Source organism: Methylorubrum suomiense (assembly GCF_022179765.1).
GTDB lineage: Bacteria > Pseudomonadota > Alphaproteobacteria > Rhizobiales > Beijerinckiaceae > Methylobacterium > Methylobacterium suomiense.
This window is the reverse complement of the sequence record NZ_BPRE01000015.1, coordinates 65,693-83,743: the sequence shown is the minus strand read 5'-3', so window position 1 is coordinate 83,743 and position 18,051 is coordinate 65,693. Positions and strand designations below refer to the sequence as shown.

The 18,051-nt window shown below is 67.4% G+C and carries 18 protein-coding genes and 1 pseudogene; 15 read left to right on the top strand and 4 right to left on the bottom strand.

The features are described 5' to 3' along the window. Nucleotides 1-90: 90 nt before the first annotated feature. Complete coding sequence (gene groES / locus MFF26_RS20725; protein ID WP_137828170.1) at nt 91-381, bottom strand: co-chaperone GroES; 291 nt, start codon at nt 379-381, stop codon at nt 91-93. A 214-nt stretch (nt 382-595) separates the two neighbouring features. On the opposite strand from groES, the gene MFF26_RS20720 reads away from it, so the two are divergent. The 9 genes from MFF26_RS20720 to glpD all read left to right on the top strand — a co-directional run bounded on the left by MFF26_RS20720 (nt 596) and on the right by glpD (nt 8,797). Further along, nucleotides 596-1,600 carry a magnesium transporter CorA family protein gene (locus MFF26_RS20720; RefSeq protein WP_238308484.1) on the top strand — a complete coding sequence of 335 codons (1,005 nt, stop codon included), beginning with the start codon at nt 596-598 and terminating at the stop codon, nt 1,598-1,600. 172 nt (nt 1,601-1,772) lie between these two features. Next, nucleotides 1,773-2,000, top strand: coding sequence for a hypothetical protein (locus MFF26_RS20715; protein WP_137828172.1), 228 nt, complete (start codon nt 1,773-1,775; stop codon nt 1,998-2,000). 10 nt (nt 2,001-2,010) lie between these two features. Then, nucleotides 2,011-3,297: a glycosyltransferase family 4 protein gene (locus MFF26_RS20710; RefSeq protein WP_137828173.1), complete on the top strand. Its 1,287-nt coding sequence runs from the start codon at nt 2,011-2,013 to the stop codon at nt 3,295-3,297. A 75-nt stretch (nt 3,298-3,372) separates the two neighbouring features. Beyond that, nucleotides 3,373-4,809, top strand: a complete 1,437-nt coding sequence (locus tag MFF26_RS20705) for a lipopolysaccharide biosynthesis protein (RefSeq protein ID WP_137828174.1) — start codon at nt 3,373-3,375, stop codon at nt 4,807-4,809. A gap of 339 nt (nt 4,810-5,148) precedes the next feature. Next, nucleotides 5,149-6,336: a glycolate oxidase subunit GlcE gene (gene glcE, locus MFF26_RS20700; RefSeq protein ID WP_137828175.1), complete on the top strand. Its 1,188-nt coding sequence runs from the start codon at nt 5,149-5,151 to the stop codon at nt 6,334-6,336. Between the two features lie 15 nt (nt 6,337-6,351). Further along, nucleotides 6,352-6,579, top strand: a complete 228-nt coding sequence (locus MFF26_RS20695; protein ID WP_137828176.1) for a hypothetical protein — start codon at nt 6,352-6,354, stop codon at nt 6,577-6,579. 111 nt (nt 6,580-6,690) lie between these two features. Beyond that, nucleotides 6,691-6,876 carry a hypothetical protein gene (locus tag MFF26_RS20690; RefSeq protein ID WP_137828177.1) on the top strand — a complete coding sequence of 62 codons (186 nt, stop codon included), beginning with the start codon at nt 6,691-6,693 and terminating at the stop codon, nt 6,874-6,876. 124 nt (nt 6,877-7,000) lie between these two features. Next, nucleotides 7,001-7,297, top strand: coding sequence for a hypothetical protein (locus MFF26_RS20685; RefSeq protein WP_137828178.1), 297 nt, complete (start codon nt 7,001-7,003; stop codon nt 7,295-7,297). Between the two features lie 12 nt (nt 7,298-7,309). Continuing rightward, entirely contained in the window at nt 7,310-8,797 is a 1,488-nt protein-coding gene (gene glpD / locus MFF26_RS20680) for a glycerol-3-phosphate dehydrogenase (RefSeq protein WP_137828179.1), read from the top strand. A gap of 69 nt (nt 8,798-8,866) precedes the next feature. Here glpD and MFF26_RS20675 read toward each other — a convergent pair whose 3' ends face one another. Both MFF26_RS20675 and scpA read right to left on the bottom strand, forming a co-directional pair. Further along, complete coding sequence (locus tag MFF26_RS20675) at nt 8,867-10,294, bottom strand: mannose-1-phosphate guanylyltransferase/mannose-6-phosphate isomerase (RefSeq protein ID WP_137828180.1); 1,428 nt, start codon at nt 10,292-10,294, stop codon at nt 8,867-8,869. A gap of 242 nt (nt 10,295-10,536) precedes the next feature. Beyond that, entirely contained in the window at nt 10,537-12,702 is a 2,166-nt protein-coding gene (gene scpA, locus MFF26_RS20670; RefSeq protein WP_137828181.1) for a methylmalonyl-CoA mutase, read from the bottom strand. Nucleotides 12,703-12,896: 194 nt separating this feature from the next. On the opposite strand from scpA, the gene MFF26_RS20665 reads away from it, so the two are divergent. From MFF26_RS20665 to MFF26_RS20650, 4 genes and pseudogenes are all read left to right on the top strand, one after another. Further along, nucleotides 12,897-13,199: a hypothetical protein gene (locus MFF26_RS20665; protein ID WP_238308483.1), complete on the top strand. Its 303-nt coding sequence runs from the start codon at nt 12,897-12,899 to the stop codon at nt 13,197-13,199. Between the two features lie 269 nt (nt 13,200-13,468). Further along, nucleotides 13,469-13,759 (top strand): DUF817 family protein, encoded by a 291-nt coding sequence (locus tag MFF26_RS20660; RefSeq protein WP_238308482.1) that lies wholly within the window; start codon nt 13,469-13,471, stop codon nt 13,757-13,759. A gap of 131 nt (nt 13,760-13,890) precedes the next feature. Further along, a pseudogene (locus MFF26_RS20655) lies at nt 13,891-14,842 on the top strand (IS630 family transposase). Nucleotides 14,843-14,913: 71 nt separating this feature from the next. Further along, on the top strand, nt 14,914-15,117 hold the full coding sequence (locus MFF26_RS20650) for a DUF817 family protein (protein ID WP_238308481.1): 204 nt from the start codon (nt 14,914-14,916) through the stop codon (nt 15,115-15,117). Between the two features lie 167 nt (nt 15,118-15,284). Here MFF26_RS20650 and MFF26_RS20645 read toward each other — a convergent pair whose 3' ends face one another. Beyond that, a complete protein-coding gene (locus tag MFF26_RS20645) occupies nt 15,285-15,500 on the bottom strand; it encodes a hypothetical protein (protein ID WP_137828183.1) in 216 nt (71 codons plus the stop codon). A gap of 484 nt (nt 15,501-15,984) precedes the next feature. Between MFF26_RS20645 and MFF26_RS20640 the strand changes: the two genes are divergently transcribed. Together MFF26_RS20640 and MFF26_RS20635 are read left to right on the top strand one after the other, a co-directional pair. Next, nucleotides 15,985-17,154 (top strand): S1C family serine protease, encoded by a 1,170-nt coding sequence (locus MFF26_RS20640; RefSeq protein WP_137828184.1) that lies wholly within the window; start codon nt 15,985-15,987, stop codon nt 17,152-17,154. A gap of 83 nt (nt 17,155-17,237) precedes the next feature. Beyond that, the gene (locus MFF26_RS20635; protein WP_137828185.1) at nt 17,238-17,933 is read left to right on the top strand and encodes a J domain-containing protein; all 696 of its coding nucleotides are present in this window, start codon (nt 17,238-17,240) and stop codon (nt 17,931-17,933) included. Nucleotides 17,934-18,051 lie beyond the last annotated feature (118 nt).

The following is an 18,051-nucleotide window of genomic DNA, read 5'->3' as shown; positions in this document are numbered from 1 at the left end:
TCTACCTCGAATGTCGGAAAGAAGCCCCGAAGCCTGCCGAGTGCACGGGCACGGGCGGCCTCGAAGGGCGGTGAAACGTGTCGGCCGGCCTTAGACGGCGACGACGCCCATGATGTCGGATTCCTTCATGATGAGGAGATCCTGGCCGTCGATCTTGACCTCGGTGCCCGACCACTTGCCGAACAGAACGCGGTCGCCGACCTTGACGTCGAGGGCGTTGACACGGCCCTGCTCGTCACGGGCGCCCGAACCGACGGCGACGATCTCGCCCTCTTGCGGCTTCTCCTTGGCGGTATCCGGGATGATGATGCCGCCCTTCGTCTTCTCTTCGCTCTCGATGCGACGGACGACGACGCGGTCGTGCAGCGGACGGAACTTCATGAGCTGCCCTCTTGCTTCGGAATGGCGGTTGGTCTTGATGCGGCCGGAAGGCGGCCACGCCTACCCTGGCTGTTAGCACTCACGTGATGCGAGTGCTAACGACGGCTGCGAGATAGGCGCGCGGATTTTGCGAGTCAAGACGCCGCATCTCTTGCGGTGACGCTTCGGCGCCCGATCCTTCTCCGAATAACCCGTTTCGAAGACACCTCTCCCGATGATCAATCTCCACGGCCCGCAGGGGGCGGTCGATGTGAGTGGCCTGGATGGCGGCGCGGCGCTGCCCGCTCACGCCGTGTGGATCGACTTGGTCGATCCGACCGCCGAAGAGGCGCGCCGGGTCGAGGAGAAGACCGGTATCCGGGTGCCCTCGCGGGCCGCGCTGAGCGAAGTCGAGCTGTCGAGCCGCCTCCGCCGCAGCCGGGATGGGATCTCCCTGTCGACGCCCATGGTGACCTTCGACCGGTCCGATTTCAGCCTGAAACCGCTCGGTTTCCTCCTGAACAAGAACCATCTCGTGACGGTACGCTACCACGACATGCGGGCCTTCGCGGCGGTGCGCAAACGGGTGGACGAGGAAGGCGGCGACGGCAGCACCGGCGCCCGGATGTTCCTTCTCGTGGTCGAGGAGTTGGTCGATAACCTGGCCGACCTGTTGGAGGAGATGTCCGCCGACCTCGACAATCTCTCGACCCGCATCTTCGACTTCGATGCCAGCGCCCGGCCCGGAGCCCGCAAGGGGGACACCTCGGCACCGAAGCGGCGCGACCTCGCCCTGCGCCGCCTGCTCCGCACCGTCGGGCGTCATGGCAAGTCGCTGTCGAAGGTCCGCGCCAGCCTGCTGGGCCTGGAGCGCATCGTCGCCTTCGCCAAGGGCGAGTGCGGGCAACATCTCGACGAGGGCGACGCGCCCCGGTTCGAGACGCTGGCGCGGGACATCGCCTCGCTCGACGAGTTCGAGACGCGGCTGTCGGAGACGCTGCAATTCCTGCTCGACGCAACGCTGGGCCTCATCAACGTCGAGCAGAACAACGCCTTCCGGATCCTGACCGTCGTGTCCGTGGTCGGCGTACCGCCGACGCTGGTCGCCTCGATGTACGGCATGAATTTCAAGCACATGCCCGAACTCGACTGGGTCTATGGCTATCCCTACGGCCTTGCGCTGATCGCGATCTCGGCGATCGTGCCGCTGCTGTATTTCAAGTCGAAGGGATGGTTGTGATCACCGGCCGATCCCGCCCGATGCCCTTGCTCTGAAGTGCTGCGACACAGCCTCGAAGGATGCCGGTCTCGAACGCGAGACGATGGAAGGCTTTCTTCGGGGCCCGCTTCCGCGAGCCCCTAAGTCGCAAGTGATGGGTGGATGCGCCGTTTCGAGACCGACATTTAATCTCTTGGACAGCATCCGAAGCGAGACCCGCGCGCCTCGGACACTGCGTAAACGCCGCTTAATCGTTTCGAAATCGCACGACCCCATCGTCGACGGCAGCCGCACGATTGGGGTTTGCCCGATGAACGTCCGCCACAATTATGAATTCGCTCAAGCTTCCAAACTGGCCGAACCGCGTGGACTGAAATCGGTCGCAGACAAGAGCTTCGCCTACGTCATCGTGCGCAAATAGGCGGACCGCCATGCCGATCATCGTGGTGGCGGATCACGCCCATATCAACGGCGGACAGGCCAAGGTCGCGATCGAGAGTGCGCTCGGGCTCGCGGCCCGCGGGCATGCAGTAACCTTCTTCGCCGCCGTCGGGCCGGCGGATCCGCGGCTAGAATCGGCCGGTATCGCGACGATCCTGCTCGATCAGGTGGACGTGACGACCACGTCCTCCCTGGCCCGGTTCGGGGTGCAGTGGCTGTGGAATCAGAAGGCCGCCGCCGCACTCGGCACGCTGCTCGCCCGCCACGATCCGGACGACACCGTCATCCACGTGCATGCCTGGGCCAAGGCACTCTCGCCCTCGATCGGACCGGTCCTCGCGGCGAGCCGCGCGCCCATCGTCTTCACGATGCACGAATATTATCTCGCCTGCCCGAATGGCGGATTCTACGATTACCCCGTCTCCGCCGCCTGCCACCGGTCGCCCGTCTCGATGGCCTGCATCGGTCACAACTGCGATTCCCGTGGCTACGCCCGCAAGCTGATGCGGGTCGGCCGTCACGTGCTCATGCGCCACACCGGCATGATCGACAATCTGTCCGCGGTGATCACCATCAGCCGCCTGCAGCGCGAGGTTCTGGCCCCGCACCTGCCCGCGGACACGAACTGGTACGACGTCGCCAACCCGATCGACGCCGTACCCCTCGGGCATAAGGATAGCACCACGGACGAGACGCCCCCGGGCGGCTTCGTCTTCGTCGGACGCCTCTCGGCGGAGAAGGGCGCCGGATTGTTCGCCGAAGCCGCGCGGCTCTCCGGTCAGCAGGCGATCTTCGTCGGCGACGGGCCGCAGCGGGCGGAACTCGAAGCCGCTTTCCCGGAGGCCGCCTTCCTCGGCTGGCACGATCCCGACGGCGTGAAGCAGCAGCTTCGGGCCGCACGCGCCCTGGTCTTCCCCTCCGTCTGGTACGAAGGCCAGCCGCTCACGGTGCTCGAGTCCCTGGCGCTCGGCACGCCGGTGATCGTCAGCGACCTCTGCGCCGGCCGCGAAGCGGTGCGGGACGGGGTCAGCGGTGTATGGTTCCGCTCGGGCGATCCCACCTCCCTCGCGGCTGCGATGACCCGCCTCTCCGACGACGACACCGCGCGCCGCATGAGCCGGGCGGCCTATGACGCGTTCTGGGCCGATCCGCTCACCCTGGACCGCCATCTCGACCGGTTGGAGCGCATCTACCGCGACGTCGCCCTCCGGTCGGCCACTCTCGGAATCGGCAGCCGGCCTGCATCGGCCGCCTTGCGCAACGCCGCCTCGACGTAAAATCGTCTCATCCCTGCATCAGACGTTCCCCGATCGAGCCCCCGGGCAACGCCGAAGAGCCGACTTTCTCAATCCATGGCCGTCATTGCAGCCTACGTCGTCAACGCGGCTCTGAACCTCACCCTCGGTCTGCTCCTCGCGGACATTCTCGGGCCGGCCGATTTCGGCCGCTTCGCCCTCGGCATCGCCGGCTCGGTGGTGCTCACGACCCTGTTCTTCGAGTGGCTGCGGTTGTCGGCGACGCGGTTCTACTCCGAGCGGGTCCGGGGCGAGGAGCCTTGGATCCGGGCCATGCTCGACCGTGCCTACGCGACGACGGCCCTTTGCCTTCTCGGCGCGGCATTGCTCTGCCTTGCCGGGCGGCCCTTCGCCGGGCCGCCCGCGACGCTGGCCGCCGTCGCCGTGGCGACCGCGATCGGCATCGGCTTCTTCGATTATCAGACGACGTTGGCCCGCGCCCGCTTCATCGGTGGGCTCTATCTCAAGCTGGTACTGGTCAAGAGTGGGCTCGCCCTGATCCTCATGGTCGGCACCGCTTGGGCAACCGGAGACGCCACCGCGGTGATCGCGGCGGCGGGCGTGAGCCAGTTCCTGGCCGCCGTCCTGATCCATCGCGGCCTCACCGATCAGCCCCATCGCCCGGAGGCCGAGCGCATGCGGGAGATGCTGCGCATCTTCATCAGCTACGGCCTGCCGCTGATTGCCGCCAACGTGGTCTACCAGCTCCTGCCCTTCGCCAATCGCAGCGCCATCGCGGCGGTCGGCGGCTTCTCGGAATCCGGCTACTTCTCCCTCGCCTCCGACATCGGCACCCGCATCTTCGGGACCCTGGGCGCCGCTCTCGACGTGCTGCTGTTTCAGATCGCGGTGCGGGCCGAGGAGGAAGGCGGACGCGGTGCGGGCGAAGCCCAGGTCGCCCGCAACCTCGCCGTGGTGGCGGCCCTCATCCTGCCGAGCGCCGCCGGCTTCTGGGCAGTCCTGCCCGCCATCGAGGCCATTGCCGTGCCCCACGCCTTCCGCGGGCACTTCTCCGAATATGTCCTGCCGATGCTGCCGGGCCTCGTGGCCTTCGCGGCGATGAACTACGCCCTGAACCCGATCTTCCAGATCCGTCGCCGGACCATGCCGGTGATCGTCGCCGCCCTGTTCGGCGCGCTGGTCAATGCGCTGGCCTTGCTGGCGCTGGCCGGGCCGTTCGGCGGCTACGGCATCGCGGTCGCTCAGACATTGGGCTTCCTCGCGGCATTCGGCTTGCTCGCCGTCCTGGCCCTGAGCGGACCTGTGCGCATCGCCCTCCCCTGGCGGGATCTCGCGACGGCGAGCGCCGCGACGCTGGCCATGACGGTCGCGGTCTGGCCGCTGCGCAACCTCGCGCCCTGGATCGCATTGCCGGTCTGCATCGCCACCGGCATCGCCGTCTACGGTGCCATGGTCTGGCTTCTCGACATCGCCGGGCTGCGCAGCGCGGTGATGGAACGGCTGCGCCCATCGGCACCGGCCGCGGCGGAATAACACTCCGGCGCCCTTCCTGCGAAGGCAAGAGCCTCAGTGTCGAGGAGACGCCGGACGATCTGCGACGAGGCGTGTCGGCGCCTTCGCGACCTATGGCTCGCAGATTCGGCGTCCGAACCGCTTCGCTTCGACGACAGGACGCACGACCGATGATCGGGGCCCGATCAAACCTTCGGCAGACCTGCGCCGTCGGCGGGACTGAATGTGTGAACGCTGCCCCGGAATGTACCGCCGACGTCCCACTGCTTCGCTGCCCCACGCTTGCAACCGGCTCCCGATCCGGGTTTTGTCGCCGGAGACGGCCGCGGGACAAGGCCGAGCGGGATGGAAACCGGGATCATGACGACATACGCGCCGGCGAGCGAGCAGGAGGCGGCAGCCATCGTCGCGCAGGCCGCCGGGCGCTCCGAGCGGCTTCGCCTCGTCGGGGGCAACACCAAGGCCGCGCTCGGTCGCCCGCCGCAGGACGAGGCGACGCTCTCGGGCACAGGGCTTAGCGGCATCACCCTCTATGAACCCGCCGAGATGGTGGTGGCGGCCCGCGCCGGCACGCCGCTGGCCGAGGTCGAGGCTCTGCTCGCCGAGCGCGGGCAGATGCTGCCCTTCGAGCCGATCGATCACCGCCCGCTTCTCAGCTCCTCCGGTGAGCCGACCCTCGGCGCGGTGGCGGCGGTCAACAATTCGGGCCCTCGGCGCATCAATGCCGGGGCGGCCCGCGACAGTCTGATCGGGGTGCGCTTCATCAACGGACGGGGCGAGCCGATTAAGTCCGGCGGTCGCGTGATGAAGAATGTCACGGGCCTCGATCTCGTGAAGCTGATGGCGGGGTCGTGGGGCACCCTCGGCCTTTTGACGGAAGTCACCTTCAAGGTTCTGCCGGTGCAGGAGCGGGTCACCACCCTGGTCCTGACGGGGCTCGACGACGTCGCGGCCGTCGACGCCCTGTCCACCGCCCTCGGTTCGCCCTTCGAATTGACCGGCGCCGCCCACCTTCCGGCGGGAATCGCCGGCTCCGATTCCCTCACCCTGATGCGGGTCGAGGGTTTCGCCAAATCGGTGGAGTATCGCCTGGGTGAATTGCGGCGATTGCTGCGGCGACGCGGCGACGCGCAGATCGTCGAGGGCGAGGACGGCGCCACCCTGTGGCGCGCGGTGCGCGACGCCGCCTTCCTGGCAGAGCCCGGCACGGATGCGGTCTGGCGCATCTCGACCGTGCCCGGCCGGGGGCCAGAGGTGACGGCGGCGGTGGCGCGGGACCGATCGGCCCGCTGGTTCTACGATTGGGGCGGCGGTCTGATCTGGCTCGCCACCGCCGCCGCGGACGATGCTGGAACGACCGCGATCCGCGCCGCCGTTCAGGCCGCGGGAGGCCACGCGACCCTAGTCCGAGCCCCCGAGACGGTGCGGGCGGCATTGCACGTGTTCGAACCCCTGCCCGAGCCTTTGATGCGCATCACCCGGGGCATCAAGGCCGCGCACGATCCTAAAGGGCTGTTCAATCCGGGGCGGATGTATGCGGGTGTCTGATCCCGCTGAGGCGTCATGCTGACCTATCTCCTCATCGTCGCCTTCGTGATCGTGCTGGGCCTGATGGTGGTACGCCAGCGCAACCTCACCTTCTTGATGTCGTTGGCTGGCATCATCGGGGCGGTCCTGACGATGATCTGGCTGCAGAATCAGGGCCTGCTCCCCGGTACGCAGGGCCCGCTGAGCGGAACGCGGCCACAGACGCTGATCGATGCACCGAAGGAGCCGGCGCGCGTTCCCTAGGGCGCTGACCGGAGACGGGACCGAGTCCGCCGGGGGAACCACCCGGCGCCCTGGCGCGTCTGCCGCGTTGAAGGTGTTCCGTGACCGGAGCGCCGCGACCGGAGCAGTCCGTTGCGCAGTCTTCTCATTCTCCTGATCCTCCTGGCCGGTGGCTTCGTGCTGACCGCGATGTACATCGCGCCCAAGCAGCCGGAGCTGCGCGGCTGGTACGAGACCAATGCCTGCCCGCATCTCGACAAGATCAGCCCTCAGATCTGTCAACCGATCCGCGCCGCCAAGGGCACGCAGCCGATCTGATCCGCGTCCGTCGTGGTGCATCCTGCCCGATGGTTGATCCTGCGACCTTCGAACGACACGCCTCGGCCGCGTTCACGGATCAGGGCTCCTGCTAGGCCACGTCGCTCTTCGGAAAACGCTTCGTATGCGCCGTCTCATCGACTGGGCTTTCCGGGATCGCCGCTCCGGAGCGATCGTCGTCGGGCAATGGCCGAACGCGCCGCTCTGGATCTTCCTCGTGGCCTCCGCGGCCGAATGGATCCTGGAAGCCGCAACACCCGGCTCGCCGCCCTGGCTCTTCGCCGGTCTGCGCCTCGTCGCGCTGCTCGCTTTGGCGGTGTGGGCGCTTGACGAGATTGTGAGGGGGGTCAATCCATGGCGCCGCTTCCTCGGGGCTGCCGTGCTGATCGGGCTCGGCTTCAGCCTCGCGGGCCGCCTGTGAGGCTTCTCTGACGTGTACGATCTCCTCGTCATCGGTGGAGGCATCAACGGAGCCGGCATCGCCCGTGACGCCGCCGGACGTGGTCTGTCGGTCCTGCTGTGCGAGCGCGGCGACTTGGCCGAGCACACCTCGTCGGCTTCGACCAAGCTGATCCACGGCGGATTGCGCTATCTCGAGCAGTACGAGTTTCGCCTGGTTCGAGAGGCCTTGGCCGAGCGCGAGCGCCTGATGCGCCTCGCCCCCCACATCATCTGGCCGCTGCGCTTCGTGCTACCGCACGATTCCGGACTTCGCCCGGCCTGGCTCCTGCGGATCGGGCTCTTTCTCTACGATCATCTCTCGCGGCTACGGGCCCTGCCCGGTTCGCAATCCGTGCGGCTGAGCACCGAAGGCGTCGGCGCGCCGCTGCAACCGCGGCTGACCCGGGGCTTCGCCTATTCGGATTGTTGGGTGGAGGACAGCCGCCTCGTCGTCCTCAACGCGCTCGACGCGGCCGAGCGCGGCGCCACCATCCGCACCCGCACCCAGGTCGAGTCCGCCCGGCGCGAGGAGGGTGGCTGGACCGCGACGTTGCACGATTCAGAGACCGGGCGGCGTGAGCGCGTGCGGGCGCGGGCCATCGTCAACGCCGCCGGTCCTTGGGTTGCGCAGACGCTCCTGCGGACGCTCTCCGTCGAGGCGAGCCCGAAGGTGCGCCTGGTGAAGGGCAGCCATATCGTCACCCGCAAGCTCTACGAGGGTGATCACGCCTACATCCTGCAGCAGCCCGACCGGCGCATCGTCTTCGCGATCCCCTACGAGCGCGACTTCACCCTGATCGGCACGACCGACGTGCCGTATGAGGCCGGTCCCGGCCGCGTAACGATTTCGCCCGAGGAAACCCGCTACCTCTGCGACTGCATCAACCGCTCCTTCGCGCGAGCGATCGGGCCGGACGATGTGGTGTGGAGCTATTCGGGCGTGCGCCCCCTCTACGACGACGCGGCCGAGAACGCCTCCGCCGTCACCCGCGACTATGTGCTGGAACTCGATGCGGATGGCCCGAAGGTCCTGTCCGTCTTCGGCGGGAAAATCACCACCTACCGGCGTCTGGCCGAGCATGCGCTGGAAAAGCTCGACCTCCCGGGCCTCAAACCCCCGTGGACTGGCAGCGCCCCCCTGCCCGGTGGCGATATGCCGGAGAGCGATTTCGAGACGTTCCAGGCCGGCCTCCGCGCAACCTATCCGTTCCTGCCGGACGCCTTGGCCCGCAGGCTCGCCCGCGCCTACGGCACCCGGGCCGAGCGTCTCCTGGGCGAGGCGCGCAACCTGTCCGACCTCGGGGAGAGCTTCGACGGCGGTCTCACCGCCCGCGAGGTCGATTATCTGGTGCGCGTGGAATGGGCGCGCTCGCCCGACGACATTCTGTGGCGACGCACGAAGCTCGGGCTGAGAACCGGCCGCGCTGGCGTCGCGCGCCTGTCCCGACATCTGGCCGGGCGGTCGATCGAAGTGGACTGACGTGGCAGGGGTCTCAACGGCCGTGATCCGACCAAGATCGCAGAGCTTGAGACCCGCAGCGCACGGGCCTCAGCGCCCGTAGACGTCCTCGACGCGGATGATGTCATCCTCGCCTGTATACGAGCCGACCTGCACCTCGATCAGTTCCAGCGGAATCTTGCCCGGATTGGTCAGGCGATGCATCGAGCCGATCGGCAGGTAGACCGCCTCGTTCTCGTGAACGAGGATGATCTGATCGTTCAACGTCACCTCGGCCGTGCCCTTCACCACGACCCAGTGCTCGGCCCGGTGGAAATGCTTCTGCAGCGAGAGCCGTCCGCCCGGCGTCACCATGATCCGCTTGACCTGGAATCGCTCGCCGATGTCGATGCGCTGATACCAGCCCCAGGGTCGGTACATCCGCCGATGCGCGTCGGCTTCCGGATGCCCCTTTTCGCGCAGAACCCCGACGAGGTCCTTCACCTTGCCGGAGCGTGCCTTGGAGGCGACCAGCACCGCGTCGGGCGTCGACACGACGATCACGTCGTCGAGGCCGACGACGGTCGTCAGGCCCTCCCCCTCGCTGTGAACGAGGCTGCCGGTGGTCTCGACCAGTTCGACCCGCCCGCGCACCGCGTTGCCCTGCGCGTCGCAGTCGAGCACCTGCCAGACGGCATCCCAAGTGCCCACATCCGACCAGCCGAACGAGACCGCGAGCACACCGGCCCGGCTTGTCCGCTCCATCACCGCATAATCGACTGAAGTCTTCGGCGCGCGGGAGAAGGCGGCGGCGTCCAGGCGCACGAAATCCAAGTCGGTCTTGGCCGCCTCCAAGGCGTCTCGGGCCGCTTCCAGAATGTCAGGAGCGTAAGCCTCCAGTTCGCCGATCATGACGTCTGCGCGGAACAGGAAGTATCCGGAATTCCACAGGGCCCCTTCCTCAATGAGTCGCGCGGCGCCCTCGGCATCCGGCTTCTCGACGAAGCGCTCGACGCGGTGCACGCCCGGAGCGCCCGGCACGGGGGCGCCCTTGTGGATATACCCGTAATCGGTGGCCGGACGGACGGGCGTGATGCCCAGCGTCATGATCTGCCCGAGCCGCGCACCGACGGCCGCTTGACGCGCCGCTTCGGTGAAGGCGGCCGAGTCCTCGATCACGTGATCGGCAGCCAGAATGAGCACCACCGTCTCGGGCCCCTGCCGCGCGGCGTGAAGCGCGGCGACCGCGACGGCGGCGGCGGAATCGCGCCGATCCGGCTCCAGCAGGATGTCGGCGGCGACCTTCGCCTGGGCCAGCTGTTCGGCGACGATGAAACGCGCTTCCGAGGAGGCGATCACGGTCGGCCGGGCGAAGACCGTCGCATCGACGACCCGACGGGCGGTGGCCTGGAAGGTCGAGGAATTGGGATCGACGAGGGGCGTGAACTGCTTGGGCATGCTCTCCCGGGACGCGGGCCAGAGCCGCGTACCCGAGCCGCCACACAGGATGACAGGAAGTATCCGGCTGCCGTCCGACATCGCGCCCCCCCCTCCGGCCTCAGGCCCCGTCGGGTCGCCCGTCTGCCGCGGCGAAAAGCTCGGGAAATTTCCGAACAATCTGCATCGGACGCGGCTCGCGACCTCGCCATCGTGAGGTCGGCGAATGATCGAACACCCTGAGGACGTGTTTTAGCCGAACGTGCCGCAGGGCACTACAGGGAGCCGGCCCGGGTGCACACCCGGGCCGCGATAACGATGAATTAAGATTAAGTTGGCTGCGATTATTCGGCCGCCTGCCGTTCGATGTAGCCCAGGCGCTCGTTGAGTTCCCCCAGCAACTTCACCGCCGCCTCGGCGATGACGGTCCCCGGCGGGAAGATCGCCGAGGCGCCTGCGGCGTGGAGCGCATCGTAATCACCCGGCGGGATGACGCCGCCGACGACGATCATCACGTCCTCGCGGCCCTCTTCCTTCAGCGCGGCCTTCAGTTCCGGCACCAGCGTCAGGTGGCCGGCGGCGAGCGAGGAGACGCCGACGATGTGCACGTCGTTCTCCACCGCCTGCCGCGCCGCTTCCGCCGGGGTGGCGAAGAGCGGGCCGATATCGACGTCGAAGCCGAGATCGGCGAAGGCCGACGCGATCACCTTCTGACCGCGATCGTGACCGTCCTGCCCCATTTTGGCGACGAGGATGCGCGGGCGGCGCCCGTCATTCTCCTCGAAGGCCTCGACGAGGCCGCGCACCTGCTCCACCACCGGCGACATGCCGCCCACCTCCCGCTTGTAGACGCCCGAGATCGAACGGATCTCGGCGCGATGACGGCCCCAGGCCTTCTCCAACGCCTCCGAGATCTCGCCGACGGTCGCCTTCGCCCGCGCCGCATTGACCGCGAGTTCGAGCAAATTGTCGTTCGTGTCCACCGCCCGCGTCAGGGCCGCGAGCGCGGCATCCACATCGGCCTGCTTGCGCTCGGAGCGCAGGCGCTTGAGCTTGTCGATCTGCATCGTGCGGACGTTGTGGTTGTCGACCCGGAGCAGTTCGATCTTCATCTCGTCGTCGGGCTTGTACTTGTTGATGCCGACGATGGTCTGGCGCCCGGAATCGATCCGCGCCTGGGCGCGGGCCGCCGCCTCCTCGATCCTGAGTTTCGGGATGCCGGCCTCGATGGCTTTGGCCATGCCGCCGAGGCTCTCGACTTCGCGGATATGCTCCCAGGCGCGGGCCGTGATGTCCGCCGTCAGGCGCTCGACATAGTAGGACCCGCCCCACGGATCGATGATGCGGGTGGTGCCGCTCTCCTGTTGCAGGAACAGCTGCGTGTTTCGCGCAATCCGGGCCGAGAAATCGGTCGGCAGCGCCAGCGCCTCGTCGAGAGCGTTGGTATGGAGCGACTGCGTCCCGCCCTGCGTCGCCGCCATGGCCTCGATGCAGGTGCGGGTGACGTTGTTGAACACATCCTGCGCCGTGAGCGACCATCCGCTCGTCTGCGAGTGCGTGCGCAAGGGCAGCGACTTGTCCGTCTGCGGGTCGAACTCCTTCACGAGTTTCGCCCAGATCAGGCGCGCGGCCCGCATCTTGGCGATCTCCATGAAGAAATTCATCCCAATCGCCCAAAAGAACGACAGGCGCGGGGCGAACTGATCGATGGTCAGCCCGGCGGCAAGCCCCGCCTTAATATACTCGACACCGTCGGCAAGCGTGTATGCGAGTTCAAGATCCTGCGTCGCCCCGGCTTCCTGCATGTGGTAGCCGGAGATCGAGATCGAGTTGAACTTCGGCATATTCTTGGACGTGTAGCCGAAGATGTCCGAAATGATCCGCATCGATCCTTTGGGTGGATAGATGTACGTATTGCGGACCATGAACTCCTTCAGAATGTCGTTTTGAATGGTGCCGGCGAGCTTCTCCGGCGGCACGCCCTGCTCTTCGGCCGCGACGATGTAGAGGGCGAGGACCGGCAGAACCGCGCCGTTCATCGTCATCGACACCGTCATCTCGTCGAGCGGAATGCCGGAGAACAGGGTCCGCATGTCGTAGATCGAATCGATCGCGACGCCGGCCATGCCGACATCGCCGGACACACGTGGGTGATCCGAATCGTAGCCGCGGTGGGTGGCGAGATCGAAGGCGACCGAGAGGCCCTTCTGGCCCGCGGCGAGGTTGCGGCGGTAGAAGGCGTTCGAATCCTCGGCGGTGGAGAAACCGGCATATTGCCGGATCGTCCAGGGCTGGGTGACGTACATCGCCGGATAAGGGCCGCGCAGATAGGGCGGCAGACCGGGAAACGAGCCGATCCCCTCCAGCCCCTCTCGATCCTCAGGACCGTAGAAGCCCTTCACCGGAATGCCCTCCGGCGTCATCCACGGCTCGCCGACCGGCGGGGGCGGCGCCTGGAAGCCACCGGCCGAGAAGGCGAGCGAGGCGAAATCGGGGATCCGGGAACTCATGCGGCGGTCTCGGTGTCTCGGAGGACGACAAATTTTCTTGCGCATTATAGGCAAGCCACCAAACGCGGCTACTGTCCATAAGGCGGCGCCCGCCACCGGTGTCGCTTCGTCATCAAGCGACCGCCTGGATCACGCCGGATGCTGGGCGCGGGTCCCGTCGGCGCCGCGAGCCAAGCCCGACGCCGAGCGATGAGGTGCTTGAGCCGCTTCATCCGCTCGCGCTTGCAGCCGCAATTCCCGCAACAATCGATATCGTCGGCGCTCACCCCGCCCTCCCCGGTGAGAAACCCGAGAATCATCACGAGCAGGCCGAGGACGAAGATCGCCCCCAACACCGCGACGGGCCACGCGAGTGCGAGGCCGATCATCGCGGCGAGAAACAGCTTAAATCCGAGAGAGACCGCGAGCTTCGTTTTGAGCAGGACGAGCAGCGTCGCACCGGCGCCGAAGCCGCCCCGTATCGTGCGGAAGACCCGACGCTTCAGGCGCGCTCGTGACGCCAGACGCTCGAGACGAGCAAGCTCGCGCTCGGTGCGCCGCACGGTCCTATCCCGCTCCACACCCAGTTGCATTCCCCCTCCCCGACATCACGAATCCGCGAGACGGTGCGCGATTCGGGAGGCAACCAAAAGCAAAGCACAGCTTGCGTCTATTCCCGTAGGACGCGAAGCGTGACGGTGCGCACCTGAGGGGGAGCATCACGGAGAAGGCGGAACTGGGCCGGTGTCCGAGCGCCGCGCGCTCCTGCCGTTCCTGGTCGGCTTCGTTGCCGCCGAGTGTCGGCTCGGGAGGGGCGCAGGCCGGTGGACGGCTCACCCCCTTCGCCTACGAATTCCTGCGCTTCGGGGTGAAGCAGGGCTGGGCCTACCTGTTCGCCGGATTGGTCTGCGCGCTGCTGATCGGCACCGATCTCGCCTGTCCAGCCGATGCCGCCTTGAGCCGCGACGACTTTCCGATGCTGGCGGCGCTGGCGATCCGAGTCTTCCTACTGGTCCCCGGATGGAAACTTGGGAGGAGGCGAAGGCCATCGCACTCTACCACACCGTCGGAACGGTGATGGACGTGTGCAAAACTTCGGTTGTCTGTGGATTTATCTAGGAGCCAGCGTGTTACGGATCGCTAGAGCCGGTCCCGCGCTGGTTGAGACGAGTTAGCGGGTAGCGCGTTGGTGAGTGAAGGAGCTTGCTCATGCCTTCACCCCTGTCTGCGGACCTGCGCGAGCGTGTTGTGGCTGCCGTGATGGCGGGTGCCTCCTGCCATCGCGCCGCAGCCCGCTTCGGGGTCAGCGTGTCGAGCGCCAGCCGGTGGTCGGAGCGCTTCCGCCACGAGGGCCAACTCGCCTCCAAGCCGATGGGCGGTGATCACACCTCGAAGCGCATGCCGGGCTGATCCTGAGGATCTCCAAGCAGGAGCCGCGTCTTTTCCTGCGCGAGGTGCGCGACCGGCTCGCGGAGCAGAGCATCCAGACCAGCACGAGCGGCCTGTCGCGCTTCTTTGCCCGCCACGGGATCAGCCGGAAAAGGGGGCGACATACGCAGCTGAGCAGGAGCGTGCGGACGTAAGAGCGGCCCGCGAGGCGTGGTTCGAGGCGCAGCCCGAGCTCGATCCAGACCGGCTGGTGTTCCTGGACGAGACGGCGGCGGCCACCAACATGGCGCGCCGCTACGGCTGGGCCCCACGCGGCGAGCGCCGCCGGCTCGCAGCCCCGTTTGGTCACTACAAAACTACGACCATCACAGCCGCCCTGCGCACGGGCGGGCTGTGCGCGACCGCACTGCTGGACGGTCCCACGAACGGCAGGCGCTTCCGCAACTATGTCACCGAGACCTTGGTCCCGGTGCTGCACCCGGGCGACATCGTCATCATGGACAACCTGCCAGCCCACAAGGTCGCGGGCGTGCAGGACGCGATCGAGGCTGCAGGAGCGCGGCTGCTCTACCTCCCGTCCTACAGCCCTGATTTCAACCCGATCGAGCAGGTCTTCGCGAAGCTGAAGGCGCTGCTGCGGAGTGCAGCCGCCCGCACGATCCCGGATCTCTGGCCGGCAATCCGTCAGGCCTTCACGCGCTTCACTCCGCAGGAGTGCCGCAACTACCTCGCCGCAGCCGGCTACGAGAACGACTTGGCCGTCGCTACCTGACCGGGAACAGCTCTAGATTACCGCTCTTCGCCGGCTTCATGTGTGCGAGCGTCGGCTCGTAGATCGCCCGCGTGTCGCGGCTGTTCGACTTCCGCTTCACCGGCGTCCGCCGTCGATACGTGCTGCTCGCCGAGACCATCCGACCGTTCGGGCGAACGGTCGTGTCCATCACAGTCTGGCATGTGCACCGCTCGGTGCCGCTTCTCGTCGGCTTCGGGCTGATCTCGCAGTTCGTTGGGCACGCCGAGACTATCGGCACGGGGACACGCGTCTGACTCTACCCGAACCAGAAGACGGCTGGTCGCCGGTCCCGGCGGCCAAGCTCGGCTCTCAGTTCCTGCCGGTGATCGTGTCCGACGTGTGGGTCAAGCTCGTAGGCCAGAGCCGACGCCGGCGGCATCGGCGGCCGACGCGGAGGCAAGCCCGAGGTTGGGCAGCCCGGTCAGTTGAGGTAGGTGCGGATCCAGTTCGGCGAGAGGATCTCGCCCTCTTCGGTGATGATCCAGGGCTGCTGTGCCGGATCGCGCAGGGCGCCCTTGGCGGCCATCAGGGCCTCGCGAAGGGTGTCGTAGCGCTCGGGCTGCGCCAGCGGCGACGAGGCCGGCAGGGTGCGCCAAATGGTGAGGTCTGCCGGTCGTTCGAGGGCCTCGGTTTCCATCTCTTGTTTTTCCTTCCGAACTCTATCGGTTCGCAGACGACCGTCGCCGCGACTGATGTCACAGCGCCGATCTGCGAAGATCTTCCAGGTTGATCGAAGCATCTCTGGGGCAGCTTTGCGATCAATTCGGGTGCTCGTCATCCGAGCGGCCACCGTTTCGTCGCAGTTCCTCGCGCAGACCTTGCCTTGGTTTTGCCAAGGATTGGTCTCCGCCTGCCCACCGATGCTTTTTCATCAGTGTCTCGACACTGCTTTGAAACAGTCACCAAGTGGTTACCTGCGAAGCCTGACTGCTACGGTGCGCTGCCGCACCCTCCCGGTCCGCTTTGGAAAACGGGGATTCGTTGACGGCGGGCCACACCGGACACAGCTTAGCCCCAGTTCGGTGCCCAGGCCGGCCCGACCCGTCGATCGTTCCGGCGCGTCGGCTCACGACGACGTCTTCTCCGCTCCGTCCATTGCCCAAGACCAAGAGAAATGCCCGGTGCCTGATCGTTTCGTGCGCATCGCCCTCGGGGTGACGTTGGGCCTGCTGATCGCCTTCGTGGCGCAGCCCTACATCTTGGCCTTCCTCTACTCGGCCGAGAGCCCCCGGGCGGTGACCGCCCGGGGCGACCTCTCGGCGGCTGAGCGGACTACCGTCGACCTGTTCGCCCGCGCCTCGCCGTCGGTCGTCCACGTCTTCGCTCAGGCTGCCGCCCGGGGGCAGGCCCTCATGGACCCGGACGACGAGTTCGGACAGTTCGGACAGGAAGAAGACGGAGGTCGGCAGCAGCAGGGCGGCAGCGGCACCCAGACCGGCACCGGCTTCGTCTGGGATGCCGCCGGCCATGTCGTGACCAACAACCACGTCGTCGAGGCCGCGACCAAGGGCGGCGGCTCGATCTCGGCGCGCCTGTCCTCGGGCGAGGTCGTGAGCGCGCGCGTCGTCGGCACGGCCAAGAGCTACGACCTCGCCGTTCTCCAACTCGGTCGCGTCGCCAAGATGCCGCCGCCGCTGGCTCTGGGCACGTCCGCCGACCTGAAGGTGGGGCAAGCGGCCTTCGCCATCGGCAACCCGTTCGGCCTCGATCACACGCTGACGACCGGCGTGATCAGCGCGCTGCAGCGGCGTTTGCCGACGCAGGAGGGTCGCGAATTGTCCGGCGTGATTCAGACCGACGCGGCGATCAATCCGGGCAATTCCGGCGGGCCGCTGCTCGATTCCGCCGGGCGGCTGATCGGCGTCAACACCGCGATCTACTCGCCCTCGGGGGCGAGCGCCGGCATCGGCTTCGCCGTCCCCGTCGATGTGGTCAATCGCGTGGTCCCGGACCTCATTCGCAATGGGCGGGTCCGCAATCCCGGCATCGGCATCATCGCGGGCCAAGAGGCGACGGCGGCGCGGCTCGGCATCGACGGCGTGGTGGTGGTGCGGGTGCTGCCCGGCTCGCCCGCGGCGCAGGCGGGCATCGCGGGCATTGATGCCCGCAGCGGCAATATCGGCGACGTGATCGTCGGCGCCAATGGACGCCCGGTCCATCGACTGGCCGACCTGACGGCCGTCGTCGAGGAGGCCGGTCTCGACAAGCCGGTCAATCTTCTGGTCGAGCGCGACGGACGGGTCCGCTCGGTGCGGGTCACGACCACCGACGTGGCACAATCCCGCCTTTAGTCAGCCGGATCGCGAGGAAGCTACCGAGGAACCGCAGCCCCAAGACGGCTTTACCCGAGCCGCGAACCGTTCGATGAGGCGGGATGCTGCTCGCCCTCGGCCTCCTGGCACTCATCGGATTCTGGTGGCTCGGTCGTTACGGCGGGCGCCTCCCCTTCGGACTCACGCCTCGCCGGCTCGCCGGCTATGCGGCCTTCGCCGCGGCCTTCCTGCTCTCGTTGCGGGGCAGCCTCGTTCTGGCCGGCGTCGTCGGCTTGGCCGGTGTCTGGCTGCACGAGGGACGCGACGGCGTGTTCCGCCGGATACCGGGCCTTCGGGGCACGCCGCCACCTCAGCGGCTGCGGACGGCATCGGTCGAACTCGACCTGATGCCCGACGGTACCCCGCTCGACGGCAGCGTGTTCGTCGGTCCCTTCGCCGGCCGCCGTCTCTCGGCGGTCCCGCCCGCCGACCTCGCCGAGCTCGCACGCCTGCTCGCCGCCAACGACCCGCAGGGCGCCAGCCTGCTACAGACGTATCTCGACCGCCGGCATCCCGGCTGGCGTGTAGACGCTGATGGCGATCCGGACGCGAGGGCGGGCCGCCCGTCGAAGCCAGGGACGATGACGGAGGAGGAGGCCTATCAGATCCTGGGGCTTGAGCGCGGGGCGACCTTGGAGCAGGTCCGCGCGGCCCACCGGGCGCTGATGAAGGAGGCCCATCCCGACCAGGGGGGCAGCGTCGCGCGCGCCGCGCGCGTCAACGCGGCGCGGGACAGGCTTTTGGACCGACATCGCTGATACTCCACGCGCGTTGTCAGAAATAGGCAGGCGAATTTGCGCAGCGCCTCGCACCTTTCCCGACGGGGAAAGGATGTGACCGGCTTCGATCCGGTGAGGCCCGCGCGGGACCGGCCCT